The organism is Kitasatospora sp. NPDC004615, assembly GCF_042873545.1.
Classification (GTDB): Bacteria; Actinomycetota; Actinomycetes; order Streptomycetales; family Streptomycetaceae; genus Kitasatospora.
In genome coordinates this window covers 21,788-46,120 of sequence record NZ_JBIALQ010000005.1, presented here as the reverse complement: position 1 = coordinate 46,120, position 24,333 = coordinate 21,788, and the positions used below count along the sequence as shown (strand labels likewise).

Here is a 24,333-nt window from a genome sequence, read left to right as displayed (position 1 = left end):
TTCCGCTAGGAGTTGGCTGCCCACTGGTGGGCGGTGCCCTGGTGGAGGGCGGCGTAGACGCGGTCGCGCAGGGCGTTGGCGTCGCTGTCGGTGAGGGTGCGGTGGAGGTGGCGCAGGATCACCTTGACCAGCAGGTTGTGCTGGTCGGGACGGGCCCCGAGGCGGGTCAGGGCCTGCGGGGGAAGGGCGTGGCACGGGGTGGTGGAGAGGATCTCGACGGCCTCCACGCAGTCCGCGTCCGCGCCGAGCGCGTCGCGGACCCGGTCGCCGAGGTCCTCCGCCAGGTCGACGCGGTCCACCGCGATGGACAGGTCGCGGCGGATCGCCGGCAGCGCGGAGACCGGACGGTACGGGGCGAGATCGGTCAACTGGGCGGCCACCGCCGGGTCGGTGGAGCGCAGGATCCGGATGTCCGGGATCCCCTTGACCAGCATCAGCACCCGGTCCAGCCCCATCCCGAGCGCCAGCCCGCTCCACTCCGGCCCCAGCCCGGACCCCGCCAGCACCTCCGGGTGGGCGAGCCCGCACTCCGCGATCTCCACCCACTCGCCGCCGAGGTTCACGTCCAACTGCCGCCCCGCCAGCGTGTACGGATGCACGCGGTCCTCGGTGCGGTACTCCGCGCCGGGCAGCAGGGCGTCGGCCAGGGCGGCGATCATCTCGGTCAAGTCGGCGGGTGTGGTGGGCAGTTGGCGGCGGGTGAGGTACCAGAGGTCGAGCTGGTGCGGGGTGCCGGTGTGCAGCCGGTCGATGCTGTCGCGGCGGTACACCAGGCCCGGGCAGACCAGCAGGACGGACTCGGCAGCCGGGTCCGCCGCGAGGGCGCGCAGGGCGCCAGGGACGAGTGCGCTGGAGTGGCTGCGCAGCATACGGCGGTCGTCCACGTAGCGGGTGTAGCGGGTGTCCCGAGTGACGTCGTCGGCACGGTAGTTGAGGTGGTCGTAGTTGTCGGCGACGGTGACGATCCGCTCGCCGCGGTGCACCCGCACCGGGCAGGACCAGTGCCGGGCCAGCGCGTCGGTGGCGCGATCCACCAGGAGCTGCACGCCGTGCGGCCCGGCGGCCGGATCGGTCAGATCGCGGACGGCCAGATCACGGGCGAGCTGATCGGCGGACAGCGGACGGGGAGAGGAAGCGGGCAGAGCGGACATGACGGGCCTCCGGGCCTGAGCATGGGATTCGAGGGGGAACACACACCCCCCGGCCCCTGGGCGCAACCCGCCGCCCGGGACCGACCCGCTCAGCCGGACTGCGTCACCGGCGCGGCGAAAACCGACCCCAGCGGCACCCATCGGGAGCCGGGGGGCCACTAAATCGGCGAGAGATCGCTACGACGGCCACGGGCAGAGCATAGGCACCCCGGCCCGGCCGCCCGCAACCGGTTTTTCTCCCGCACCCCGAGGCGGCGCCGGGCGGCGCGGCGCGGACGACCGCCTTGCGCCTTCGCTCGTCGGCGCCGCACATGCGGGCTGACGCCTCCTCAGTTCCCGGCGCTCGGTGCAGCTGTTGGTGGCGGGACGGGCCTGGTACGGTTCCCCCGTCGCGTTTGAACGCGTTCAATAATGGGGGGGAGCATGGAAGCCGTAGACACCACGGAGCGGCCGGATCCGGTACCGCGGGCGGCGCGGTTCACGGCGGTGCTGGCGGTGCTGTGTGCCGCACCGGTCGTGCTCTGGGTGGTCCTCATCGACGCGTGGACCATGGGAGGTCCGCTGGTGCTCGGCGCCGTGACCACCGCCGTGCCGCTGTTCGCCCGGGAGGCCGCCAACTTCTGGACAGGCTGCGTGATCATCGGTTGGATACTGTTCGCCGTCTCCGTTCTCGGCTGCATCTTCGGGCTGTTCCTGTTGATGCCGGCGAGCATCGTCCTTCTCGCCGCGGCAACCCAGGCCGATCCCCAGGCCCCACGACTGCCGATGTACGTCGGCATCGTGATCACGGCCGCAACCCTGGGCTTCGTCTGCTGGGCGTTCGGGCAAGGCTGAATCGCCGCGCTCTTCCGCGAGCCGGACACTCTCTTTGCGAACGTCCAGGAGGGCAGCCCCCTCCTGGGTGGGAGGCGTACCGTCCCGAGTGCCCCGGAACTCGGCCACGGCGCCGTCAACCTGAACCAGACCCGCGCCGATCTGCCGGGCGTCAGCCACATCAGGATCTGCAACCAGCAGGCCCCGAACTGCCACTGACCACCGACGGGCCGACATGCGGAGCGGCGGCCGACCTGGCCGAGGCTGTCCGTGCCGACGAACCCGTCCCCGGCGGCGTGGCCCACCCGGACTCCCCGGAGCCCGGGGGCCACTGAATCGGCGGGAGACCGCTACGCCGGCCACACGCAGAGCTCGGACGCCCCGGCCCGGCCGCCCGCGACCGGTTTTCCGCAGGGGTCGGCCGGCCGGCCGTTCGGTACCCTTCGGCATGCACTTCACCTCCGGCGGGACGGGCGGCCCGCGCCTTGACGACGCCGCAATGGCGCAGCTCGATCTCGGCAGCAACGTCCGGGGATTCCTGCCGGGCGCGGCCGACACGCAGGGAGCGGCCGAGCTGTTCTTCCGGGCCGGCTGGCGGGTGCGCCGGTCGGGCTGGACCGAGTTCGGGGTCGAACGCGAGTTCGCGGAGCTTGAGCTGACGCCGGGGGAACCCGTGCTGTTCAGCGGGTACGTCGACCCGGAGCGTGTCGCCGAGCTGCTGGCGGCGCTGGGGGAGACGGGGCTGCCCTTCCGGCTCGAGTTCGAGGATCGCGAGGGGCGTGAGCACGTCCATCACTCGGCCGGCCGGTGCGGCTGACAGTCGTCGAAGGTCCCAATGTGGCGGCGCTTAAGCCGAGTTGAAGGGGTCGCCCCTACCGTCGAGCGGTGCTGACGCGATGCGGGAGCTGGGTGCGCCGGAATCCGGCGCTGGGGGCGGTGGGGGCGGTGGGGGTCGCGGCCGTCTGGCAGGCGACGATCGTGGTGGTGGCGAAGGCGCTACCGCCGCTGGATCCGGGGTGGTTCCCGCAACTCGGGCCGACCGTCGCCAACTTGGCGGGCGCGGCGGTGATGCTGGTGCTGCTCCGGGCCTGGGGGCTGCTGGCGGCCGGCGGGGTCACGAGCCTTGGGGCGACGGCGCGTTGGGTGGTGCTGCTGCCACTGGCGGTACTGGCGGGGCTGGCGGCGCTGCCCGGGATCGAGGGAAGTACAGCCACCCTGGTGGGCGGCGTGGTGCTGATGCTCAGCGTCGGGGTCAGTGAGGAACTGAGCAGCAGGGCACTGGTGTTGGAGGTCGCACGGCCGCTGGGTCGGGTGCCCGCGGTGGTGCTGACGGCGGTGCTGTTCGGGGTCGGGCACCTCGGCAACTGGCTGTTCTTCGGCTCGCCCCTGGGCAATACGCTGTGGCAGGTGCTGGAGGCCGGCGCGTTCGGCTTCTGCCTGTGCGGCGCGCGCCTGTACATCGGGAGCATCTGGCCGCTGGCGCTGGTGCACGCGCTCTCCGACTACCTGGAGATCTACTCGCCGGGGAAGACACCCGACTGGCTTCAGGCGGTGACCGTGGTCGTCGACCTGGGCCTGGGCCTGGTGCTGCTGCTCCGGGCCCCCGAGGCTCCTGCGCCTGCCCCTGGGTCATAGGCTCGGCATCTTCGATCGGCGGGAGGCGCGGGAAATGACGGACAAGCAGGCCGGGGTCGGGCAGGCCTACGATGCGGTCGCGGAGCTGTACGCGACCATGTTCACGGGTGAACTCGCCAGCCGCGACGACGAGTTGGCGCTGATGGGGGAGCTGGTCGCGGCGCCGCCCGTGGCAGCCGACGGGCTGCCCGTCGGAGACCTCGGCTGCGGCCCGGGCGAGGCGACGGCGCTGCTCGGCGGGCTCGGGATCCGCGCCGTCGGGCTCGACCTGTCGGCCGGGATGCTGGCCCAGGCCCGGCGCCGCCACCCCGGGGAGAGTTTCGTCCGCGGCTCGCTGCTCTCCCTCCCGTTCGCCGACGCGAGCCTCGGCGCGGTGCTCGCCCGCTACTCGCTGATCCACCTCCCGCCCGCCGAAGTCCCGTACGCCCTCGCCGAGTTGCGCCGCGTCCTGGCTCCGGGCGGCCGCCTGCTGCTCGGCCTCTTCGCTGCCGACCCCACTCTCGGCGACGCCGACCACCCCGTCCCCTTCGACCACAAGGTCACCACCGCCCACCGCTGGCCGCTCGACACCCTCGCCGCCCTGCTGTCCGAGGCCGGCCTCACCGAGACCGCCCGCAGCGTCCGCCAACCCGGCCCGGGCGAGCGCTTCCCGCAGGCGGCCCTGCTGGCGGAGGTCGCGTCCTGACGGCCTCTGATCTGCGTGCGGCATCGCCGGCCCGCCGGGCTGTTCAGGGCCCGCGCCCGCGCAGCGCCGGGAGCGGACGGACCGCGAGGGCGTACGGCCGATGGCATGACGTCCCGGGCCCGGACACATCGTCGGACGGCGCCGGCGGAACGCAGAGGGGACACGACCTCCCGGTCCGGTGAGGCGGATCCATTCCCCAGGAGCACGGAGCACGCATGTCGACGGAGCAGAGCACACCCACCATGCCGCAGGTGGCCATGACACTGGCGGCGATCGCCGCGACCGGGGCCACGCCGCGTCCCTCGGGCGAGACGGTGGCGGAGCAGCAGGAACGGATCTCCCTGGGCGTCAGTGAGCAACTGGCCGAGCCCTCCCTCGCGACCGGGAACGGCTGGTCCCTGACGTGGCTGGCACTGAGCCCGGACAACGCGAACATGGCGTTCCTGGCCGCGAATCGCTCCTCCAACGCGTTCGCCGTCGTCCTGCGGGGAACGGTCGGCAACGTCACCGACCTGCTGGAGGACCTCGGCGTGGGCACGGTGGTGCCGTTCACCGCCGTCGGCTCGCCACCGGCCCCGGTGTCCGTCTCCAAGGGGGCGATGGAGGCGTTCACCCAGGTCGTCACCATGACGGCGGGGGGCACCACCCTGGTGCAGGCACTCGCCGACGCCCTGGCGGGGGCCGCGTCGAACCCCACCGTCCACGTGATCGGTCACAGTCTGGGCGGCTGCCTCGCCACCATGGTCGCGCCCTACCTCCAGGCACAGACCTGGCAGGGCGTCACCCCGAAGTTCGCCCTGTACACCTTCGCCGCCCCCACTGCCGGCGGCCCGGACTTCGTGAAGTACGTCAACTCCCTGAGCTGGGCCGCCAACGAGCGCTACTTCAACGCCTGGGACCTGGTGCCGCAGGCCTGGACCTCGCTCGACGACGCGAAGAAGTGGTACCCCCATCCGCCCGGCCCGGAGGCGAACGAGGACGTCAAGGCCGTGATCACGGCGATCGCCGCGCTGCCCGGGCCGCACGGCTACGCCCAGCCGGGCACGCCGAACCAGTTGCACCCGGACTACCAGAGCGACTACGACCACGTCATGGTCAAGAAGACGCTCCAGGACTTCATGGGCCAGGTCGCCTTCCAGCACGCGAACCCCACCTACCTGGGTCTGCTCGGCGCCCCCGACGTGCTGTCCGGCCCGGTGGTGCGGGCCGTCAGCAGCAACGTCGGCAAGGCCGGCAGTGCGGTCGTCATCGCCGGCAGCGGTTTCGGCGCGGGCACGGCGGTCGACTTCGGTACCGTCCCCTGTCAGGACCCGGTCGTCAGCGGCGACGGCACCGCGATCAGCGTCCTCGCGCCGCCCGGTGCGGGCGTGGTCGCCGTCCGGGTCACCACCAACCTGGGCACCTCGCCGGCCGTGCCCTTCGGCCAGTTCGCCTACGGCGGACCCGCCCCGGTGGTGATCACCGGCATCGACCCGGACAGCGGCCGCAAGGGCCACTCCGTCACCATCACCGGCGTCAACTTCTGTTCCGACGCCCAGGTCTTCTTCGGCGACAACCCTTCCCCGTCCGTCCGGATCAAGCGAACCGGCGCGCCCAGCGAGCTCGTCGCCACCGCCCCCGACCCGACCACCGGCCCCGGCAAGCCCCACACCGTCGACGTCACCGTGCTGTCGCAGGGCTACTCGTCCCCGACCGGCCCGGTGAGCGAGTTCACCTACAAGGAACTGTGAGGGGGCGGCAGGGGCCTCAGTCGACCCAGCCCCGGCGGTGGGCCTGCCAGCCGAGTTGGATGCGGGTGTCGGCGCGGGCGAGGGACATCAGGCGGCTGATGCGGCGCTGGACGGTGCGCAGGCCGAGGCTGAGCTGTTTGGCGACGGCGGGGTCGGTGGCGCCGGAGAGGAGGAGGGCGAGGATGCGGCGGTCGGTCTCGTCGGGGTCGCCGGCGGGGGCGGGGCCGACGACGAGGGTGCGGCCGAGGGGGTGGGCCCACTCCCAGGTCTGTTCGAACAGGACGGTGAAGACGGTGACCAGCGCGGGGGCGCGGACCACCAGGGCGACGGGGTCGGAGGCGGAGGCGGTGAGCGGGACGAGGGCGAGTGAACGGTCCGCGATGATCAGCTTGGTGGGGACCTGCTCGACGACCCGGATCTGCTGCTGACGGTCCATCGCCTCGAACAGCGGGTGCGCGGCGCCCGGTTCGTCCAGAGCGCGGCGCTCCAGCACCACCCGGTAGCCGACGCCGCGTTCGACGGCCGCCGACTCGGCGCCGGTCTCGTCGGCGGCGACCACTTGGTGGCGGCCCGTCACCAGCGCGAGCAGTTCGTGCTCCGCGCCGGCCTGAAGCTGCGTGACGCGGTGGCTGATGGCGGCGCGCCCGGCCACCACCTCGATCAGGTCGCGGTGCGCCTGGCCCTCCCGGGCGGTCGCCGAACGGTAGGCCTCGGTGAGGGTGGAGGCCGTCAACTCGGCCTCCCGCAGGGCGTGTCGCTGGCCGGTGAGCAGGGCTTCGAGGGCGACGGCCGGGGGAGCGGCGGTGTAGCGGCGGCCCGCGCCGGGGGCCACCAGCCCGCAGGCCTGGAGCAGTTCGAGCGAGCCGGTCGGTACGGGGCCGCAGCGGGCGGCCAGTTCGGCGCGGGTCGCGGGGCCGTGGGCCACCAGGTGGGTGTAGACCCGCTCGGCGTGCTCGTCCAGACCTATCGCCGACAGCATCCGCGCTCCGTTCGCCGTGCTCAGGGCCGCCGCCCGTGCCGCTCGCACCGCTCGCGAAGGCGGTGGCGGTTTGCCGCCGGGCGGTGACCCGCCAGGCCACATCATGACCGGTCAGCCCGGTTTTCTGCCAGGCTCACCGGCCATAACCCGACACCTGGAGGCGTTCATGACACGGCCGGCGCGCATTCGCGGCGCGATGGCACTGGTGGCGGCGGGCATCCTCGCCACCGGTACGCTCACCACGATCGACCAGGCATGGGCCGCCCAGCCCCAGAACCCCGGCTCCACCCTGACGGGACGCCAGAGCGCCGCCCCGCACACCGTCACCCTGATCACCGGCGACCGGGTCCAGCTGGGCACCGGCACCGACGGCCGCACCGTCGTCACCGTGCTGCCCGACGAGCACGGCAACGTCCCGCTGACGTTCACCCAGCAGGAGAACGGCGACCAGTACGTCGTCCCGCAGCACGCCTCCGCCGCGCTCGCCGCCGGCACCGTCGACCGGCAACTGTTCAACGTCACCTCGCTGCTGCGCCAGGGCTACGACGACCAGAACGGCAAGACGTTCTCCCTGATCGCCACCTACCGGGACGCGAAGGCCGCCGACGCCAGCCCGCAGGCGCGCGCGAAAGCCTCGGGGACCAAGCGGCTCAAGGCAGTTGACGGCGTCGCGTTCGCCCCGGCCAAGGAGGACGCCGCCCGCACCTGGAACCAGCTGGTCGGGCCGGACGGCAAGGGCCGCGACGGCCTGACCAAGCTGTGGCTGGACCGCAAGGTCCGCACCACCAACGACGCCGAGACCAGGCAGATCGGCGCCCCCGCCGCGTGGGCCGCCGGGCTCGGCGGACAGGGCGTCAAGGTCGCCGTCCTCGACACCGGCATCGACGACCAGCACCCGGACCTCGCCGGACAGGTCGAGGGCCGCCGCAACTTCACCGGCGCGAACCCGGACACGCCCGACGAGGACGTCCACGACGCCGTCGGCCACGGCACCTTCGTCGCCTCCGAGATCGCCGGCACCGGCAAGGCGTCCGGCGGCAAGGAGCGCGGCGTCGCCGACCAGGCCCGGCTGCTGGTCGGCAAGGTGCTCGACGACGGCGGCTCCGGCACCGAGTCGCAGATCATCGCCGGCATGCAGTGGGCCGCCGACTCCGGCGCCGACGTCGTCTCGATGTCGCTGGGCAGCCCCGAACCCACCGACTGCACCGACCCGATGTCGGTCGCCGCGCAGCACATCGCCGAGCAGTCCAAGGCGCTGTTCGTGGTCGCCGCCGGCAACCTCGGCCAGTACCAGTCCGTCAGCTCGCCCGGCTGCGCGCCCGCCGTGCTCACCGTCGGCGCCGTCGACCGCAAGGACAACACCGCCTCCTTCTCCTCGCACGGCTCCGTCACCGGCAGCCACACCCTGAAGCCGGAGATCGCCGCACCCGGCGTCGACGTCAAGGGCGCCGCCACCGGCGGACGCGGCGTCTACGCCTACACCTCGATGTCCGGGACGTCGATGGCCACCCCGCTGGTGGCCGGCAGCGCCGCCCTCGTCAAGCAGCGCCACCCCGAGTGGAACGCCGCGCAGATCAAGGCCGCCCTGGTGTCCTCCGCGCTGGCCACCGTCCCCGGCGACGTCCAGCAGACCGGCGGCGGCCGGCTTCGCGCCGACCTCGCCACCACGCAGAGCGTGCTCGGCGCACCCGCCGTCGGCTTCGGCGACTTCGCCTGGCCGCAGCAGAAGTCCGACACCCGCACCGTCCAACTCCCGTACACCAACACCTCCGACAAGCCCGTCACGCTCAAACTGACCGTGCAGCGCACCGACGGCGACGACGAGACGGCGATCACCTCGAAGGTGGTCAAGCTCGGCACCGACAGGATCACCGTCGCCGCCGGGGCCACCGCGCAGGTGCCGCTCACCCTCGACCCGACCGCGCACCTGACGGGCGGCCAGTACGGCGACATCACCGGCCGCGTGCTGGCCACCGCCGACAACGGGAGCACCGTCTCCACCCCGTTCAACGCCTACGTCGAGCCCGAGACCCTCGCCGTCCGGGTCAAGCTGATCGACCGCGACGGCAAGCCCGCCGCGTCCGAGGTCGGCAGCAGCATCACCATGGTCGACCTCGGCCAGGCCACCGGCAGCCGGCAGGCCCCGAACGCCAACGGCGAGATCGTCTACCGGCTGCGCCCCGGCAGCTACTCGCTCAGCGGCTACGTGGTCACCCCCGAGCGCGGCGACAGCAGCGGCGAGGCCGCCCCGAAGGCCGTCACCGCGCTCGCCATGCCCGAGATCCAGCTGACCAAGGACACCGTCCTCACCCTCGACGCCCGCCAGGCCACCCGGATCGAGGTGCAGGCCGAACGCGACCTCCGGGTCCGCGGCGCCTCACTCGAACTCGGCCGCTGGTGGGGCGACAAGTGGGTCGACTCCACCGGCGTGCGCACCGGCATGCTGCCCGTCGAACTCTCCGCCTGGGGCTCCGGCAAGGCCCGCACCGGCGGCTTCGAATTCGGCAGCTACCTGCGGATGGCCGCCCCCGAAGTGGTGCTCAAGGGCGCCGGCCTCACCCTGGAACCGCACTACGCCCAGTTCGCCGCCGAGGCCCAACTGCCCGGCACCGGAAGCGCGTTGCTGGCCACCGCCGCCAGCGCCTCCGAGGCCGATCTGACCGCCGCCGGTGTCTTGGGCAAGCTGGTCCTCGTCCCCGACGACGGCACCTCGCAGCGCGTCGTCTCCACCAACGCCAAGAACGCCGGCGCCGTCGGCGTCCTGACCTACCGCCAGAGCCCCGGCGTGTACGGCAAGAACGACGTCAGCCTGGACGCCCCCGTGCTGCCGATCACCGCCGCCGAGGCCGCCGCACTGAAGACCGCCCTCGGCAAGGGCGCCGTCACCCTGGCCTGGACCTCCACCGCCGACAGCCCCTACGTCTACAACCTGGCGTTCCACGACGCCGGTTCGATCGGCGCCAAGCAGCGCCACGCCGTCCGCGACCGCGACCTCGGCACGGTCACCGAGAACTGGCACTCCACCGGCACGCCCGTCCGGATGAGCGACTACCTCAGCATCGAACGCCCGTGGAACCCGTACGCGGGCAGCGCCGTCGGCCAGGGCCTGGTCGCCACCCCGTCCACCCGCACCGCCCACTACACCGCCGACGACACCACCTGGCTGCACGACGGACAGAGCAGCTGGCCGTTCACCGAGTTCATGCAGGACCTGCCGCGCCGCTACCAGGCCGGACAGCAGCGCACCGAGGAGTGGTACCAGGGCGTGCTGCGCCCCACCGCCGGACGCGCCGCCGACGGCACCGCGCTGCTGGTCGGCGAACGCCAGGCCGACCTGATCGGGGTCGACTTCACCCGCACCCTGTGGGGCGACGGCAACGCCGACCACACCGGCAGCCAGTCCTACTTCGGCGACGCCGCCGGCGTCGAACTGTTCAGCGACGGAACCTCGTTGGGACGCTCCTGGTTCGGCCCGTCGTTCGTCTGGCAGCTCCCGAACGAGGCCAAGGACTACACCCTGGTGCTCGACCAGGCCCGGTTCTACCACCGCGACCTGTGGCAGCGCTCCACCGCCGTCCGCACCGAGTTCGGCTTCCGCTCGGCCACCGACCCGGCCGCGTACTCGCAGGCGCTGCCGCTGCTGTTCCCCGACTACCGGATCGACCTGGACGGCAACAACACCGCCGCCGCCGGACCACTGCGGATCGCGCTCTCCGCCACCGGCCAGAACGGCTTCACCCCCGGCCCGCTCACCACCGCCCAGCTCGCCTACTCCTACGACGGCGGCACCACCTGGACGGACGCCGCGGTCGGCGCCGACAAGGTCGCCACCCTCGACCACGCGGGCGCCGCCGGCAAGAAGGTAAGCCTGCGGATCACCCTGGCCACGGCGAACGGCGCCAAGGTCACCCAGACCGTCACCGACGCGTACGCCGTGCGCTGACGTACCGGTAGCAGTCCACGCCACAGGCTCGGCAGGGATTCCCTGCCGAGCCTGTCCGAGGTGCCGGGGGGTCAGGCCGCGTCGGCCGGGAGCCGGTTGTCGGTGGGTGCGAGGCCGGCCGCGGGGCCGCCCGGGGTGGCGGTGGTGCGCAGGATCCCGGCGGCGGCGGCCGTGGTGGCGCACATCAGGGTGAGCAGCAGGAAGGTGCGGTTGAGGGCGGTGAAGTGGGTGAGCCAGCCGATGACGGCCGGTCCGGCGAGCATGCCGAGGTAGCCGAGTCCGGCGACGCGGGAGACGTTGGCGCCCGCGGCGGCGGGGTCGGCATGACCGGCGGCACTGAAGAGCTGCGGGACACAGCCGGACAGTCCGAGGCCGAACAGCGCCCAGCCGAGGAACGCGGCCCACACCCACGGGGTGAGCGCGGCGATCGTGATACCGACGGTGGCGGTGGCCGCGCCGTAGCGCAGGACGGCCGTCGGGCCGTGGCGGGTGACGACCCGGTCGGCCAGCAGGCGGCCGGTGGTCATCGCGGCGGCGAAGGCGCCGTACGCGAAGGCGGCGGTGGACGAGGGCGTGCCGAGCACGTCCTTGAGGTGCAGGGCGCTCCAGTCGTTGGCGGCGCCCTCGCACAGCATGACCATCAGCGCCAGCACGGCGAAGACCCGGATCTGTCGGCGGACCTTGCCGCTGTCGGCGGTCATGGGCGCTCCGGTGGTTTCCCCGTCCGGTTCGGCGGCCTCGGCGGCCTCGGCGGCCTCGGCAGCCGAGGCATCGGGCAGCAGGGCGCGGGCGGTGAGCAGGGCGGTGGCGAGGCCGAGCGCGCCGAGGACGGCGAGCGTGGCCACCGGCCCGGCCCCGACGGCGGTGGCCGCGGCGGCGGCGCCGGCGGCGAGCACGCCGCCGACCGAGAAGGTGGCGTGGAAGCCGGACATGACGGGGCGCCCGTACGCCTTCTCCACGTGTACGGCGTGGGCGTTCATGCTCACGTCCAGGCAGCCGTTGGCGAAGCCGAAGACCAGCAGCGCCCCGGCGAGCGTCCACGGGTTCGGCGCCAGGGCGGGCAGCACCAGGGACGCGGCGCACAGCGCGCCGGAGGCGGGGACGACGGTGCGGGCGCCGAGGCGGTCGGTCAGGCGGCCCGCGGCCTGCATGCCGCCGAAGGCGCCCAGGCCCAGCAGGACGAGCAGCCCGCCGAGGGCGGCGTGGCTGATGCCGACCCGGGCTTCGACGGCGGGGATGTGCACGACCCAGGCGCCCATCAGGGTGCCGCACAGGACGAAGTAGACGTAGGTCGCCACGCGGGCGGCCCGGAGCGAGCGTTCCATGCCACCGACCATAACGAACATACTTGATGTGCGAAACCCTGATATCGAACAGCTTGCTTGTTTGCTCCGGGGTGCGGTTCAATTCCGGTATGAACACCGCGGCGCGCCACACCCTGATCGCCCAGACCGTCCGGGACGCGGGCAGCGCCACCGTCCTCGAACTCGCCGAACTCACCGGCGCCTCCGAGATGACCATCCGCCGCGACCTCGACACCCTCGCCACCCAGGGCGCCCTCGAACGCTTCCGCGGCGGCGCCCGCACCCTGCTGCTGCGCGGCGAGGAACCCCCCTTCGCACTGCGCGCCCGCGAAGCCGTCGACGCCAAACGCCGCATCGCCGCCGGCATCTCCGCACTCATCGCCGACGGCGAGACCGTCCTCCTCGACAGCGGCACCACCTGCCTGGAAGTCGCCCGCCTGCTGCGCGAACGACCCGTCACCGTGATGCCGCTGTCCCTGCCCGCCATCCACGTCCTCGGCGACACCCCCGGACCGGCCACCCTGCTCGTCCCCGGCGGCCGCCCCCGCGCCGCCGAGGGCGCTCTCACCGGCCCCCTCGCCCTCGCCTCGATCAACGCCCTGCGCTTCGACACCGCCGTCCTCGGCTGCTGCGCCCTCAGCGCCGCCGACGGCCTGACCGCCCACAACCTCGACGACGCCACCATGAAGAAGGCCGCCATGGCCGCCGCCCGCCGCACCGTCGTGGCCGCGGACGCCGGCAAGCTCGGCCGCACCGCCTTCGCCCACGTCGCCCCCGCCGCGAGCCTGCACACCCTCGTCACCGACACCGGCGCCCCCGCCGACGAACTCGCCGCGTTCGAAGCCGCCGGCACCGCCGTCGTCAGCGTCTGACGCGGCGCACGCCCCTCAGGCGGGCAGCCCGTGCAGGAACTCGGCCACCAGACGGTGCAGTTCGGCCGGGTGCTCCAGGTGGACGTCGTGGCCGGCGCCCGGCAGGCTCGCCGCGTGCACGTCCGGACGCAGCGTCAGCATCCGGTCGGCATCCGCGGCCGGAATGATGCCGTGCTGGCCGAACACCAGCAGCGCCGGGCAGTGCGCCGCGCCCGCCCAGTCGTCCCAGCGCTCCCGGACGGCGTTCTCGGCCAGCGCCGCCACCATCACCTCCGGATCGAACCGCGGCCACCAGCCGTCCGCGCGCTGCTCCAGACCGTCCGCCCACGCCACACCCAGCGGCCCGCCGCCGAAGAACCGCACCGCCGACGCGTGCTGCGCGAACGGCACCGGCCAGGCGGCCAGCATCTCCCCGATCTCGGCCGGCGCATCCGGCGACACCCCCGCGGCCGCCTCTACCAGCACCACCCCCGCGAACCGGCCCGGGTGCGCGGCCGCCGCCAACAGCGCGGTGTGCCCGCCCAGCGACTGCCCCACCAGCAGCGGACGCTCCAGCCCGAGCGCGTCCGCCACCGCGACCACGTCCGCCACGAACGCGTCCCGCCCGAGATCCCCCGGACGGCGGGTCGAACGGCCGTGACCACGCTGGTCGACCGCCACCACCCGATGCGCCGGCGCGAGCGCCGCCGCCAGCGCGTCCCACTCGCCCGCATGCCCCGCCAGCCCGTGCAGCAGCAGAACCGGCCGCGCCTGGGCCGCACCCGCCCAGTCCCGGCAGTGCAGCTCGACTCCGGCACCGGCCACCGTCCGGGCCGTCCACGGGCTCTGCGTACTCATCCGCTCATCTCCCAACGCTGCGGGGCCGGTTGTCGGCCGCGGGTGTGGGGCGACAATGCCACGCGGAGGCGATGTTGATCAATGACACTCGCCAGTAGCGAACGACTGTGACCAGCCGCTGGCATGACGGACCGTCACTTGGGTTCCCGCCGGAGGTCTATCGTTCTGAACGCCGAACGTTCCGTGCCCGGAACACCCGATCGAATTCCCTGCACCCCCAGGAGCCTTGGTGGAACTGACAGCCCCGCCCGCCCTGCCCGCCCGCAGCGCCCTGGTCGCCGACGCGCTCGCCGCCGCCGGCCTCCCCGGCACCGTCCGGGTGCTCGACGACTCCGCCCGCACCGCGGCCGAAGCCGCCGCCGCCCTCGGCTGCGAGGTCGGCGCCATCGCCAACAGCCTGGTCTTCCACTCCGACGGCGAAGCCGTACTCGTCCTCACCAGCGGCCGCCACCGCGTCGACACCACCGCCCTCGCCACCCGCTGGGGCCGCGGACCACTGCGCCGCGCCACCCCCGAACAGGTCCGCGAAGCCACCGGCCAAGCCATCGGCGGCGTCGCCCCCACCGGCCACCCCCGCCCCCTCCCCACCATCGTCGACCAGGCCCTCACCGACTACCCCCAGATCTGGGCCGCCGCCGGCACCCCCCACACCGTCTTCCCCACCACCGCCACCGAACTCCTCCACCTCACCGGCGGCACCCTCCTCCCCGTCGGCCCCTGACAACCCGTCACGACGAACTCCGACCCCTCGCAGCGAGGTCCCCCTCAGCCTCCGCGACGGGCCGCCGCCGCATCCTCCAACAGCAGCCACCCGTCGACCTCCACCGCCCCCTGCCACCCGCGGGCGACCACCACGTCCAGGAGCGCCCGCACAGCACCCGGTTCGTGCAAGTTCAGAGAACTGCCCCGAACGAACCCCACATCCCCCGACCCCAAGGGAAACCCGCCCGGAACATACCTCCCCGGGCCCTCCGCGAAGACGATCCGCAACGGACCACCACCCCCGGCCGGCTGCGGATACAGCGCGAGAGTCTCCCGACAGCCCGAAACCCGGCCCCTGTCCAGTTGTTGATGGCTGTGTCGGAGGGTCCACAGGTACACGCACCCCTCGACAACCAGTCGGCGAGGCTTCTCCGGACGGCGAGACATGGGACCGAGAGTACGCGTCCCGGTCCGCAAGTCACCCCGCAGACCGGTGCCGGTCAACTTGGACGGCTCGGCCGGTCGGGGCTGAGATGGACGGACGGGTGCGGCCTGGTGCTGCAGCGGCTCCCGCCGGGCCCGGTCGGGGCGGTGGTCGTAGTCGCCGCTTCGCCTGTCCTGCCTCGCCGGAGGCGTTTCCCGTTCCGGCGAGGGAGGTGCGGGTGTGGTGGTGGCTGTCGCTGGCAAGTCTCGTCTCGCCGTTTCCTCTGCCGGAGGCGCTTCGCTTTCCGGCGCCCCGCCGGGAGGGCGGCCGCCCCCTCCCGCAGGGTCAGTCGTGGCTGGGGTACGTGAGGACGGCGCGGATGTGGTGGTGGCCGTCGCTGGCAAGTCTCGTCTCGCCGTTTCCTTCGCCGGAGGCGCTTCGCTTTCCGGCGCCCCGCCGGGAGGGCGGCCGCCCCCTCCCGCAGGGTCAGTCGTGGCTGAGGTACGTGAGGACGGCGCGGACGCGGCGGTGGCCGGTGTCTGAGGGGGAGAGGGCGAGCTTGGTGAAGATGTTGCCGATGTGTTTGTGGACGGCGTTGTCGGTGATGAACAGGCGGGTGGCGATGGTGGTGTTGTCGTTGCCTTCGGCCATCAGGGCGAGGACTTCGCGTTCGCGGGGGGTGAGGGTGGCGATGGGGTCGTGGGCGGGGCGGGTGAGGAGTTGGGCGATCACCTCGGGGTCCATGACCGTTCCGCCGGCGGCGACCCGCCGTAGGGCGTCGACGAATTCGCTGACCCGGCCGACGCGGTCCTTGAGCAGGTAGCCGACGCCGCCGCGCCCGTCGGAGACCAGTTCGCCGGCGTATTGGCGTTCGACGTATTGGGAGAGCACCAGCACGGGCAGGCCGGGGTGGTCGCGGCGGGCCCGGATGGCCGCGCGGATGCCCTCGTCGCGGAAGCCGGGCGGGAGGCGGACGTCGACGATGGTGACGTCCGGCCGGTGCTCGGCGACGGCGGCGAGGAAGGCGGACGCGTCCTCGGCGATGGCGGCGACGTCGAAACCCTTGGCGGTGAGGAGGAGTTCGAGCCCGCTGGAGAGCAGCACGTTGTCCTCGGCGATCACGACCCGCACGGCAGCTCCACCTCGATCGTGGTCGGCCCGCCGACCGGACTGTGTACGTGCACCGCGCCGTCCAGCGCCAGCGCGCGGTGCCGGATCCCGGCGAGGCCGGTGCCGCGCGATTCGTCCGCGCCGCCCGACCCGTCGTCGGAGACCCGCACCGTCAACCGGCCGCCGTCCCGGCGTACTTGGACGACTGCCCGGGCCGCGCCGCTGTGTTTGGCGGCGTTGGTGAGCGACTCGGCGACGGTGAAGTATGCCACGGCCTCCACCGCCGCCGGGACGGAACCCAGGGGGCCGGTGTCGAGGTCGGTGTGGATCGCCGCCCCGGCGGCCAGTGCCGCCAGTGCCCCGGTGAGGCCGCGGTCGGCGAGGATCGGCGGGTAGATCGTCCGGATCACGGCGCGCAGTTCCGCCATCGCGTCCTCGGTGCCCTGCTGCGCCTCCGCCAGCAGCTTCGAAACGACCTCCGGCTCCTCGCCGAGCAGGTCGCGCGCGACCCCGAGCCGCATCGCGATCGCCACCAGCCGGGCCTGCGTGCCGTCGTGCAAGTCCCGTTCGATGCGGCGCAGTTCGGCACCGTGCGCGTTCATCGCGCCGACCCGGGTCTCGGTGAGTGCCGCGACCTGGACGGCCAGCCGCTCGGCCGCCGACGGCGACAGCAGCAGGACGCACAGCCGGGCGTGCAGCCGGGCCAGCGGCGGGACGGCGAAGTACGTCAGTGCCGCGAACACGGCCGCCTGCGCCGTCCCGAGCGTCAACGCGGTGCCCCAGCCGGTCAGCGGGACGCCCGCCGCGAAGCCGCCCGCGCGGGTGCCGGGCGGCAGTGCCCACCAGAGCGGGACGGTGACGGCCGTGGTCAGCGTGTTGCCCGCGCACAGGACGGCGACCAGCCCGAACGCCAGGCCGCCGACGGTGTTCGCCACGATCCACAGCAGCACCCGCCACCAGGAGACCCGGACCGGCCCGGAGGGCGCGTCGCGCAGCAGCCGGTCCGCGCGCCGCCGGTGCCAGGCCGCCCAGCCGCGCGCCGCCCGCGGTATCAGCAGCACCGGCAGCGCGACCGGCGTGGCCGCGCCCGTGCAGAGGCTGCCCAGCAGATACCCCAGGTCGCGCCACAACGCCCGCAGCCGGCCGTCCCGTTGATCACTCATTCGGGCAAGTCTGAGCCATCGTCACCGGGTTCGGCACTACAGCCAGCTGCACCCTTTTCCCACCAGTACGGGGTACCGACCGCGCACCCCGGCCAGGCCTAGCGTCAACGACCATGACGAGCACAACGACCGAGACCCCCCGCCGCTCCCGCCGCCGTATCCTGCTGCCGGCCGTCCTCGCGGCCGGCGCCCTGACCGCAGGCCTGCTGGGCGCGAACGCCGCCGTCCAGCGACACGACGGCCCGCGCACCAACCCCCGGCTCCAGCGCGACGTCGACGCGCTCACCGCCCTCGGCGTCACCGGGGTGCAGGCCCGCCTGATCGGCCCCGACGGCCCGGACGCGACCGCCGTCGGCGGCGTCGCCGACACCACGTCCCACCAGGCCGTCCCCGCCGACGGCTACTTCCGGATCGCCAGCGTGACCAAGGCCTTCGTGGCCACCGTCGTCCTGCAACTCGTCGCCGACGGCAAGCTCTCGCTGGACGACACGGTGGAGAGCCGGCTGCCCGGCGTGGTGTCCGGCAACGGCAACGACGGGCGGGCGATCACCGTCCGGGACCTGCTCCAGCACCGCAGCGGCCTGCACGACGACTACCCGGACTACACCTCGGCGGACGACTTCCAGCAGCACCGCAACGACACCTACACGCCCCAGCAGACCGTCGCGCGGGCGATGGCCCACCAGCCGGACTTCCAGCCCGGCACCAAGTGGAACTACGACAACACCGGTTACGTGCTGCTCGGCATGATGATCGAGCAGGTCACCGGACACCCGTGGCACCAGGAGGTGCGGGACCGGATCGTCCGGCCCCTCGGCCTCGACCACACCTCCTGGCCGGGCACCAACCCGGCCCTCCCGCAGCCGCACGCCGCCACCTACCAGCGCTTCCAGGACGGCGGACCGCTGGTGGACGTCACCGAACAGGTCGGCGCGGGCACCAACGGCGAGGCCGGCCTGATCTCCACCACCGCCGACCTCGGCCGCTTCCTCCGAGCCCTGCTCGGCGGCCGGCTGCTGCCGCCGGCCCAACTCGCGCTGATGCAGCAGACCGTGCCGGTCGGCGAGGACTTCGAGCAGCTGATGCCGGGCGCCCGCGACGGACTCGGCCTGTTCTCCCGCCCGCTGTCCTGCGGCGGCGTGTACTGGGGCCACGAGGGCGGCGACTCCGGCTGGATCACCGCCACCGGCGTCACCGCCGACGGCCGCCGGGCCGTCGCCGTCTCGCTGTCGGGCGTCCAGATCGCGGGCCCGGAGGACGTGGCGCGGATCGCCGCGGCCGAGAACAAGCTGGTGGACGACGCGCTCTGCGAGGCGAAGGACAAGTGAGGGGACGGCCGGAACAGCCGCCGGCGCGGCGGCCGGAGCTGGTGGCGGACCGTCGAACGAGGCGCCCGTAGCGGTCGCTGAGGAGGCGGTCGAGCAGCCCGGCGAGTCGGGCGGGCCCGGCGGGGGAGAGCGTGGCGCCCAGCACCTCACCGGTCGGACCCTGCCCAGGTCAGCATGCCCGGAGCGGGCCATCGACGACGGACAGCCCGATCCCGTTCCCGGACGCAACCAGACCGGAGGCGTCACCGTCCGAGCTGATGCTCGCCATACGTATCATCGGTCAGCATGGGCCCGGAAACGGGCGGGGGCGGCCTCGGGCTGCCGGGGGGCAAGGGGGACGGACAGTGCGACGGGGAATCAAGGTGGTAGGCGCTTTCCTGGTGGCCGGCGCGGCCATCGGCGCCATGGCGGCCTGCGGCGACGGGAGCACGCCCGGCGAGGAGGCCGCCGAGTACGCCGCCGCCGCGACCACCGGACTGCGCACCGACCTCGAACCGGTGGTGACGCGGTTCCACCGCTTCGGCGAGCTGGAGAGCGCGCAGTGGGTGATGCACTGGCCGCGCGACCTGCCCTGGACGCCGCAGTCGACCCAGGAACGCCCGATGTTCGCGGTCCTGCACCTGAAGCCCGGTCAGGTCCAGCGCCTGGTCGACGGCCGGCGCGGCAAGCCCGCGGACGCGCCCACCTTCGACACCGGCGACCTGCCGGGCGGCGACGGCCTGCCCGCCTCACTCGCGCCGTACGTGCCGGCCGACGCCGCCTGGGTGGCCGTCCCCGAGCTCGACGAGGTGCTGGTGCGGGCACACCGCGGGGTGTCGGTGTCCTTCGACCCGGCGAGCGACACCGTCGTGATCCAGTGCGTCGACGCGCTCGACCCGGACGAGGTGCAGAAGCGGACGGCCGAAGGGCAGACCTTCCTCATCACCCCGTCGCCGTTCGTGCCGCCGACCTGATTTCTCGTTCTTCAGGCGTACCCGGACGGGACGGCTCATCCTCCGAGCTGATGATCACCGCAGTGCCGTCGGCCAGCATGGTGCCGACAAGCGGGCGTGGGTGGCTTCCGGGCTGCCCGGGGCGAGGGGGACGGACAGTGCGGCGAGGAACGATGTTGGCAATGGCTTTCCTCATTCTCGGCGCCCCCATCGGCGCCCTGACGGCCTGCGATCTCGCGAGCACGTCCGACCAGGCCGAGTACGACGCCCAGACCACCGGGCTGCGCACCGACCTGGTGCCGATGGTGACGCGGTTCCACCGCTTCGGTGAGCTGGAGAGCGCGCAGTTCGTGATGCACGCGCCCGGCGCCCAGGCCCGGGAGATGGTGCCGTTCCCGGACCGGCCGTATCCGCTGTACGCGGTGCTGCACCTGAAGGCCGGTCAGGTCAAGCACCTGCTCGACGGCCGAACCAGCAGCCCCATGGCCGCCCCCACCTTCGCCGCCGACGACCTGCCGACCGGCGGCCTCTCGGTGTTCACCGGCCCGCCGGGCGGCCTGCCCGCCTCGCTCGCGCCGTACGTGCCCGCGAACGCAGTCTGGGTGGCCGCCCCGGAGCTCAACAAAGTGCTGGTGAAGGCGGACGGCGAGGTGACGGTGTGGCTCGACCCGGCGAGCGACACCGCGGTGGTCTACTCCGTCAACCCCGATGACCCGGACGAGGTGAAGCAGATGGTGGACACCGAAGGCCACACCTCCCTCGTCACCCCGTCACCCTTCGCCCTCCCGTCCTGACAGCCCGCCGAAGGGCGGTGCGGGCGGCCGCGCATAGCATCGGGCTGTCACAGCCCCGCACCGCCCGCAGGAGCGCCCGCCCATGCAGATCGACCTCGCCGCACCGCCGTTGCCCGCCACCGCGCCCGACCTGGCGCGGGCCGCCGAGGAGCGCGGGGCAGGCCGGTTCGTGCTGTCCGAGACCTCGCACAACCCGTTCCTGCAACTGGCCCGGGCCGCCGACCGGACGGAGCGGATCGGCCTCGCCACCGGCGTGGCGATCGCCTTCGCCCGCACCCCGATGATGCTCGCCTACGAGGCGTGGGGCCTGCACGAGAGCTCCGGCGGGCGAGCGGCGATCGGGCTCGGCACCCAGATCAAGCCGCACGTCGTACGCCGCTTCGGCATGCCGTGGGACCGCCCGGCCGCCCGGATGCGCGACTACGTGGCGGCCGTGCGTGCGATCTGGCACAGCTGGCAGACCGGCGAACGCCTCGCCTTCCGCGGCGAGTTCTACCAACACACCTTGATGACACCGGTGTTCGCACCCGCGCCGCTCCCGTACCAGCCACCGCCCCTGCTGCTGGCGGGCGTCGGACCGCTGATGACGGCCACCGCCGGCGCGGTCGCGGACGGCCTCCTCGCCCACCCGTTCGGCTCGCCGCAGCACCTGGCCACCGCCGTCCTGCCCGCCGTCCGCGCCGCCCGCGCCAAGTCCGAGGCGGAGAACGCCCCTTGGACCACCCGCCCGTTCGAAGTGGTCGCCAACGTGCTGGTCGCCACCGGCCACGACGAGGACGAGTACCGCACCAACCTCCGCCTGGTCCGCGAACGCCTCGCCTTCTACGCCTCGACCCCCACCTACCGCCCCGTCCTCGAGACCCACGGCTGGGCCGCCCTGCAGGACGAACTCCACCCCATGTCGGTCCGCGGCCGCTGGGAGGAGATGGGCCGCCTGATCGACGACACCGTCCTCAACACCTTCGCCATCACCGGCGAGCCCACCGCCGTCGCCCGCGAACTCCACCACCGCTACGGCCAGTTGGCCGACCGCCTCTGCCTCAGCGGCCCCGACGGGACCGACGCCGCGCCGCTACTGGACGTGCTGTCGGCGGCGGTCGGCGGGCGCTGAATCAGCCCGGCCCCGGGCTCGCCCGCGTCCTTGCCGGGGCCGCGCCCGGCCCGTGGCTAGCCTGGCGGAATGAGCGAGCAGCACAGCGGGCGGCGGCGGCCGCGCTATCGGGCCCTGTCGCCGTTGCGGGAGCTCCTGCGGGAGTCGTTCTGGTTCGCGCCGCTGGTGGCCTGCCTGGGGGCGGTACTGCTGGCGGGGCTGACCGACCTGATCGACCAGGAGCTGTTCTTCGAGGCCGCAGCCACCAGCGGCACCGAGAACCTGCAGTCGTTCGCCTCCGCCGCCAAGAGCGTGGTGTCCACCGTCAGCGCGGCGATGCTCACCTTCATCGGCGTGGTGTTCTCGATCTCCCTGGTGGCGCTCCAGATGGGCGCCAGCCAGATGAGCCCCCGGGTGCTGCGCCTGTACGTGCGCAGCCGGCTGACCAAGGCGACGTTCTCGACCTGCCTGGCGACGTTCGTCTTCACGCTGCTGGTGCAGCTCGGCTACGACGACACCACCGACCCGGCGCGCGCCGTCTCCGTCCCGGTGGTGTCGACGATCGTCGCCGTCGCGCTGGTGATGCTCAGCCTGGCGCTGTTCGTGCTGTACGTGCAGGCGACGATGCGGCTGCTGCGGGTGCCGCACATGATCGACCGGGTCACCCGGGAGTCGCTCCAGGTGCTGACGGCCTACCGCTGGCTCGCCCCGGACTCCGCCACGGACGCCGGCCCGCGGCCGCACGGTCCGACGCTGCTGCACGAGGGCCGGGCCGGGGTGCTGCGGGACGTCAACATCCGCCGCCTGATGCGGGTGGCCCGGCGACACGGGGCGGTGCTGCACCTGGTGCCGCGGATCGGCGACTTCATCGCGCCCGGCACCCCGACCGTCCTGGTCGCGGGCGGCACCCCGCCCCGGCCGGGGCGGATCACCACCGCGCTGAACGTCGGCGTGGACCGCACCATGCACCAGGACCTCAGCTTCGGCTTCCGCCAGCTCGTCGACATCGCCATCCGCGCCCTGTCACCGGCGATCAACGACCCCACCACCGCCGTGCAGGCCGTCGACCGGATCCACCAGCTGCTCGCCGTCCTCGCCCCCTACCAGGTGGGCGAGCTGCGCCACCGGGACCGGGACGGCGCGGTGCGGCTGGTGCAGCCGGTGCCGGGGTGGGAGGCGACGGTCGACCTGGCGTTCACCGAGATCCGGATCTGCGGGGCCGGCCAGCCCCAGGTCACCCGCCGCCTCGCCGCCGCCCTGGACGACCTGCTGCGGATCACCCCGGAGCCACGCCTCGCGCCCCTGGTGACGCAGCGCCGCCTGCTGGAGCGGGCCGTCACCGCCGCCGTCCCGGACGAGCAGGACCGGGCGTTCGCGCTCACCCCGGACCGCCAGGGCATCGGCTGAACACCCTCCAAACGAAGGATCCGCCCGGGAAGAGCTCCAGGGCGGATCCACAAAAAATTAGGAAGGCGGCTACCCGGCCGACCCCGCGCTGCGGTTCAGCGAGGCCAGGTACTTGTTGTACGCCACCAGCTCGGCGTCACCGTCGCGGTCGGCGGCCCGGTCACGGCGGCGGGCCTGGCGCTCCTCGGACTTGGCCCACTGGAGGGTGAGGGCGATCAGCACGATCGCGGTGGGGATCTCTCCGAACGCCCAGGTGATGCCGCCGGCGAGCTGCTGGTCGGCGTGCAGGTCGGTGCCGATCGGGGCCATCTCGGCGGTGAAGGTGTTGACCAGCTGCCCGGAGGCCATCATCACGGCCACGCCGAAGAACGCGTGGAAGGGCATGCCCATGAACAGTTCGAGGATCCGCATCACGAAGCCGGGACGGTGCGGGCCCGGGTCGACGCCCATGATCGGCCAGAAGAACAGCATGCCGACGGCGAGGAAGTGCAGCATCATCGCCAGGTGCCCGAGCTGGTACTGCATCAGCCAGTCGAACAGCGGCGTGAAGTACAGCCCGTACAGGCTCGCGATGAAGACCGGGATGGTGTACGCGGGGTGCGAGACGATCCGGACCAGCCGGCTGTGCAGCAGCGCGACCAGCAGTTCGCGCGGCCCCCGTCCGCTGCCCTTGCGGGCCGGGCGCAGCGAGCGCAGCGTGAGCGTGATCGGCGCGCCGAGCAGCAGCAGGATCGGCGACAGCATGGACAGCACCATGTGCTGCATCATGTGGGCGCTGAACAGCACCATGCCGTAGTCGTTGAGCTTGGTGTTGGTGACCATGAACACGGTGCCGACACCGGCGGTCCAGAACAGCGCCCGGCCCACCGGCCACTTGTCGCCGCGCCGCCACAGCCGGATCGCCCCGGCCAGGTACAGGCCGAGGGCGAGCGCGCAGAAGACCAGGTACGGCCAGTCCGGCGACCACTCCATCGCCCGGGAGAGACTGAACGGCGGCAGGGGGCCCCCGCCGTGGTGGTGCATCCCGGTCATGCCGTCGCCCATCGGGCGGCCCCGCTTTCGTCCATGCCGTCCGGCGCCACGCGGTGCCGCGGGTCCGGTTTGGTCGGTTTCGTTCGGACCCAGCCTAGGCGCCGCTTACGGCGGGCCGACCAGCGCCCCCGGCCCGGAGCCGGGCGGCCGTCGCCCGGCGAAGGGCTCACTCGGCGGACGGGGTGTCGGGCAGCGGCAGTCGCACCCGGAAGGTGCAGCCCTCGCCGGGCGCGGTGTCGAGGGTGAGTCGCCCGCCGTGGGCGTTGACCAGGGCCTGCGCGATGGCGAGGCCGAGGCCGGAGCCGGAAGTAGCGGCGGACGTTCTCCGGCTCGTCCGCCGCTACACGTACGTGCAGACCTCCGGCGCCGGACGGTGCGGGTGACCACGACCTACGCCAAATC

At 73.2% G+C, this 24,333-nt stretch carries 20 protein-coding genes and 1 pseudogene; 13 read left to right on the top strand and 8 right to left on the bottom strand.

Annotated features, from left to right (window positions below; genetic code table 11):
* Positions 1-5: 5 nt before the first annotated feature.
* Entirely contained in the window at positions 6-1,151 is a 1,146-nt protein-coding gene (locus ACFYS8_RS18035; RefSeq protein WP_387642312.1) for a hypothetical protein, read from the bottom strand.
* A gap of 423 nt (positions 1,152-1,574) precedes the next feature.
* Here ACFYS8_RS18035 and ACFYS8_RS18030 point away from each other — a divergent pair, with 423 nt between their 5' ends.
* The 5 genes from ACFYS8_RS18030 (at position 1,575) to ACFYS8_RS18010 (ending at position 6,014) form a co-directional block, all read left to right on the top strand.
* Entirely contained in the window at positions 1,575-1,985 is a 411-nt protein-coding gene (locus tag ACFYS8_RS18030; protein ID WP_387642310.1) for a hypothetical protein, read from the top strand.
* 427 nt (positions 1,986-2,412) lie between these two features.
* Positions 2,413-2,781: a hypothetical protein gene (locus ACFYS8_RS18025; RefSeq protein WP_387642307.1), complete on the top strand. Its 369-nt coding sequence runs from the start codon at positions 2,413-2,415 to the stop codon at positions 2,779-2,781.
* 68 nt (positions 2,782-2,849) lie between these two features.
* Positions 2,850-3,599, top strand: a complete 750-nt coding sequence (locus ACFYS8_RS18020; RefSeq protein WP_387642304.1) for a CPBP family intramembrane glutamic endopeptidase — start codon at positions 2,850-2,852, stop codon at positions 3,597-3,599.
* A 34-nt stretch (positions 3,600-3,633) separates the two neighbouring features.
* Complete coding sequence (locus tag ACFYS8_RS18015) at positions 3,634-4,284, top strand: class I SAM-dependent methyltransferase (protein ID WP_387642301.1); 651 nt, start codon at positions 3,634-3,636, stop codon at positions 4,282-4,284.
* 215 nt (positions 4,285-4,499) lie between these two features.
* A complete protein-coding gene (locus tag ACFYS8_RS18010) occupies positions 4,500-6,014 on the top strand; it encodes an IPT/TIG domain-containing protein (protein WP_387642298.1) in 1,515 nt (504 codons plus the stop codon).
* Positions 6,015-6,030: 16 nt separating this feature from the next.
* On the opposite strand, the gene ACFYS8_RS18005 is transcribed toward ACFYS8_RS18010, so the two are convergent.
* Positions 6,031-6,993 (bottom strand): helix-turn-helix transcriptional regulator, encoded by a 963-nt coding sequence (locus ACFYS8_RS18005; RefSeq protein WP_387642295.1) that lies wholly within the window; start codon positions 6,991-6,993, stop codon positions 6,031-6,033.
* A 166-nt stretch (positions 6,994-7,159) separates the two neighbouring features.
* Between ACFYS8_RS18005 and ACFYS8_RS18000 the strand changes: the two genes are divergently transcribed.
* Positions 7,160-10,936, top strand: coding sequence for a S8 family serine peptidase (locus tag ACFYS8_RS18000; RefSeq protein ID WP_387642293.1), 3,777 nt, complete (start codon positions 7,160-7,162; stop codon positions 10,934-10,936).
* A 71-nt stretch (positions 10,937-11,007) separates the two neighbouring features.
* Here ACFYS8_RS18000 and ACFYS8_RS17995 read toward each other — a convergent pair whose 3' ends face one another.
* Positions 11,008-12,261 (bottom strand): MFS transporter, encoded by a 1,254-nt coding sequence (locus ACFYS8_RS17995; RefSeq protein ID WP_387642290.1) that lies wholly within the window; start codon positions 12,259-12,261, stop codon positions 11,008-11,010.
* 89 nt (positions 12,262-12,350) lie between these two features.
* On the opposite strand from ACFYS8_RS17995, the gene ACFYS8_RS17990 reads away from it, so the two are divergent.
* Positions 12,351-13,112 carry a DeoR/GlpR family DNA-binding transcription regulator gene (locus ACFYS8_RS17990; RefSeq protein WP_387642287.1) on the top strand — a complete coding sequence of 254 codons (762 nt, stop codon included), beginning with the start codon at positions 12,351-12,353 and terminating at the stop codon, positions 13,110-13,112.
* A gap of 15 nt (positions 13,113-13,127) precedes the next feature.
* On the opposite strand, the gene ACFYS8_RS17985 is transcribed toward ACFYS8_RS17990, so the two are convergent.
* Positions 13,128-13,949: an alpha/beta fold hydrolase gene (locus ACFYS8_RS17985; RefSeq protein ID WP_387642285.1), complete on the bottom strand. Its 822-nt coding sequence runs from the start codon at positions 13,947-13,949 to the stop codon at positions 13,128-13,130.
* Between the two features lie 229 nt (positions 13,950-14,178).
* Here ACFYS8_RS17985 and ACFYS8_RS17980 point away from each other — a divergent pair, with 229 nt between their 5' ends.
* Complete coding sequence (locus ACFYS8_RS17980; RefSeq protein ID WP_387642283.1) at positions 14,179-14,670, top strand: YbaK/EbsC family protein; 492 nt, start codon at positions 14,179-14,181, stop codon at positions 14,668-14,670.
* Between the two features lie 891 nt (positions 14,671-15,561).
* Here the strand turns inward: ACFYS8_RS17980 and ACFYS8_RS17975 are convergent.
* Together ACFYS8_RS17975 and ACFYS8_RS17970 are read right to left on the bottom strand one after the other, a co-directional pair.
* A complete protein-coding gene (locus ACFYS8_RS17975) occupies positions 15,562-16,206 on the bottom strand; it encodes a LuxR C-terminal-related transcriptional regulator (protein WP_387642281.1) in 645 nt (214 codons plus the stop codon).
* Positions 16,194-17,348: a histidine kinase gene (locus ACFYS8_RS17970; RefSeq protein ID WP_387642278.1), complete on the bottom strand. Its 1,155-nt coding sequence runs from the start codon at positions 17,346-17,348 to the stop codon at positions 16,194-16,196. The genes ACFYS8_RS17975 and ACFYS8_RS17970 overlap by 13 nt, the downstream gene beginning before the upstream one ends.
* Positions 17,349-17,461: 113 nt before the next feature.
* Here ACFYS8_RS17970 and ACFYS8_RS17965 point away from each other — a divergent pair, with 113 nt between their 5' ends.
* From ACFYS8_RS17965 to ACFYS8_RS17945, 5 genes are all read left to right on the top strand, one after another.
* Positions 17,462-18,676, top strand: a complete 1,215-nt coding sequence (locus ACFYS8_RS17965) for a serine hydrolase domain-containing protein (protein WP_387642275.1) — start codon at positions 17,462-17,464, stop codon at positions 18,674-18,676.
* A gap of 362 nt (positions 18,677-19,038) precedes the next feature.
* On the top strand, positions 19,039-19,629 hold the full coding sequence (locus tag ACFYS8_RS17960) for a hypothetical protein (RefSeq protein ID WP_387642272.1): 591 nt from the start codon (positions 19,039-19,041) through the stop codon (positions 19,627-19,629).
* A gap of 161 nt (positions 19,630-19,790) precedes the next feature.
* Complete coding sequence (locus ACFYS8_RS17955) at positions 19,791-20,402, top strand: hypothetical protein (RefSeq protein ID WP_387642269.1); 612 nt, start codon at positions 19,791-19,793, stop codon at positions 20,400-20,402.
* 82 nt (positions 20,403-20,484) lie between these two features.
* The gene (locus ACFYS8_RS17950; protein WP_387642266.1) at positions 20,485-21,513 is read left to right on the top strand and encodes a TIGR03617 family F420-dependent LLM class oxidoreductase; all 1,029 of its coding nucleotides are present in this window, start codon (positions 20,485-20,487) and stop codon (positions 21,511-21,513) included.
* A 69-nt stretch (positions 21,514-21,582) separates the two neighbouring features.
* Positions 21,583-22,899 (top strand): DUF2254 domain-containing protein, encoded by a 1,317-nt coding sequence (locus ACFYS8_RS17945; protein ID WP_387642263.1) that lies wholly within the window; start codon positions 21,583-21,585, stop codon positions 22,897-22,899.
* A 69-nt stretch (positions 22,900-22,968) separates the two neighbouring features.
* On the opposite strand, the gene ACFYS8_RS17940 is transcribed toward ACFYS8_RS17945, so the two are convergent.
* Together ACFYS8_RS17940 and ACFYS8_RS17935 are read right to left on the bottom strand one after the other, a co-directional pair.
* Positions 22,969-23,922 carry a cytochrome c oxidase assembly protein gene (locus ACFYS8_RS17940; RefSeq protein WP_387643027.1) on the bottom strand — a complete coding sequence of 318 codons (954 nt, stop codon included), beginning with the start codon at positions 23,920-23,922 and terminating at the stop codon, positions 22,969-22,971.
* Positions 23,923-24,097: 175 nt separating this feature from the next.
* A pseudogene (locus ACFYS8_RS17935) lies at positions 24,098-24,244 on the bottom strand (ATP-binding protein); the annotation flags it as partial.
* Between the last annotated feature and the right edge of the window lie 89 nt (positions 24,245-24,333).

Coding starts and splice junctions, on each gene's coding strand:
- ACFYS8_RS18035 (WP_387642312.1), bottom strand. CDS start 1,151: ATGTCCGCTCTGCCCGCTTCCTCTCCCCGTCCGCTGTCCGCCGATCAG.
- ACFYS8_RS18030 (WP_387642310.1), top strand. CDS start 1,575: ATGGAAGCCGTAGACACCACGGAGCGGCCGGATCCGGTACCGCGGGCG.
- ACFYS8_RS18025 (WP_387642307.1), top strand. CDS start 2,413: ATGCACTTCACCTCCGGCGGGACGGGCGGCCCGCGCCTTGACGACGCC.
- ACFYS8_RS18015 (WP_387642301.1), top strand. CDS start 3,634: ATGACGGACAAGCAGGCCGGGGTCGGGCAGGCCTACGATGCGGTCGCG.
- ACFYS8_RS18010 (WP_387642298.1), top strand. CDS start 4,500: ATGTCGACGGAGCAGAGCACACCCACCATGCCGCAGGTGGCCATGACA.
- ACFYS8_RS18005 (WP_387642295.1), bottom strand. CDS start 6,993: ATGCTGTCGGCGATAGGTCTGGACGAGCACGCCGAGCGGGTCTACACC.
- ACFYS8_RS18000 (WP_387642293.1), top strand. CDS start 7,160: ATGACACGGCCGGCGCGCATTCGCGGCGCGATGGCACTGGTGGCGGCG.
- ACFYS8_RS17995 (WP_387642290.1), bottom strand. CDS start 12,261: ATGGAACGCTCGCTCCGGGCCGCCCGCGTGGCGACCTACGTCTACTTC.
- ACFYS8_RS17990 (WP_387642287.1), top strand. CDS start 12,351: ATGAACACCGCGGCGCGCCACACCCTGATCGCCCAGACCGTCCGGGAC.
- ACFYS8_RS17985 (WP_387642285.1), bottom strand. CDS start 13,949: ATGAGTACGCAGAGCCCGTGGACGGCCCGGACGGTGGCCGGTGCCGGA.
- ACFYS8_RS17970 (WP_387642278.1), bottom strand. CDS start 17,348: ATGAGTGATCAACGGGACGGCCGGCTGCGGGCGTTGTGGCGCGACCTG.
- ACFYS8_RS17965 (WP_387642275.1), top strand. CDS start 17,462: ATGACGAGCACAACGACCGAGACCCCCCGCCGCTCCCGCCGCCGTATC.
- ACFYS8_RS17955 (WP_387642269.1), top strand. CDS start 19,791: ATGGCTTTCCTCATTCTCGGCGCCCCCATCGGCGCCCTGACGGCCTGC.
- ACFYS8_RS17950 (WP_387642266.1), top strand. CDS start 20,485: ATGCAGATCGACCTCGCCGCACCGCCGTTGCCCGCCACCGCGCCCGAC.
- ACFYS8_RS17945 (WP_387642263.1), top strand. CDS start 21,583: ATGAGCGAGCAGCACAGCGGGCGGCGGCGGCCGCGCTATCGGGCCCTG.
- ACFYS8_RS17940 (WP_387643027.1), bottom strand. CDS start 23,922: ATGCACCACCACGGCGGGGGCCCCCTGCCGCCGTTCAGTCTCTCCCGG.